Source organism: Mesorhizobium sp. M4B.F.Ca.ET.203.01.1.1, assembly GCF_004791025.1.
GTDB lineage: Bacteria > Pseudomonadota > Alphaproteobacteria > Rhizobiales > Rhizobiaceae > Mesorhizobium > Mesorhizobium abyssinicae.
The window spans coordinates 1-377 of the sequence record NZ_SRUO01000100.1; the positions used below are offsets into that span (position 1 = coordinate 1).

General features: G+C 68.4%; 1 protein-coding gene. It reads right to left on the reverse strand.

The genetic code is table 11. The annotated features are described in order from the left end of the window. Positions 1 to 161: 161 nt before the first annotated feature. The coding region (locus tag EN846_RS35510) for a hypothetical protein (RefSeq protein WP_189587196.1) at positions 162 to 377 on the reverse strand (216 nt) is incomplete at its 5' end.

Sequence of the window (377 nt, forward strand, 5' to 3'; positions counted from 1 at the left end):
GCGAAGGATCGCGACGATGTTCCGCTAGCGGCTAAGGGGTCAGGGTAGCCCGCTTCGTCAGAGGTTCAGATAAGGAGACGCTGGCGGGACAGCGGCCCCCCCTCTGACCTGCCGGCCATCTCCCCCGTTTGGACGGAGATCGGCAGTTCCGGCGCTGGCTCCTACGGCTCGGCGTCGAACACCGGCGTGAACGCCCGGATCGTGCAAGGCGTCGGGTTCACATGGCGGATGCGCACGCGGCCCTGGCCTTCCCAGCTGTCGTCGATCGGCACCGTCACCGCGGCCTTCGACAAGCTGAAGACGGCGCTGACCGCGCTGAAGGCCAGCACCGCGTTCGACACGCGCACGGTGACCGCCAGCAAGGGCGGCGACAAGGG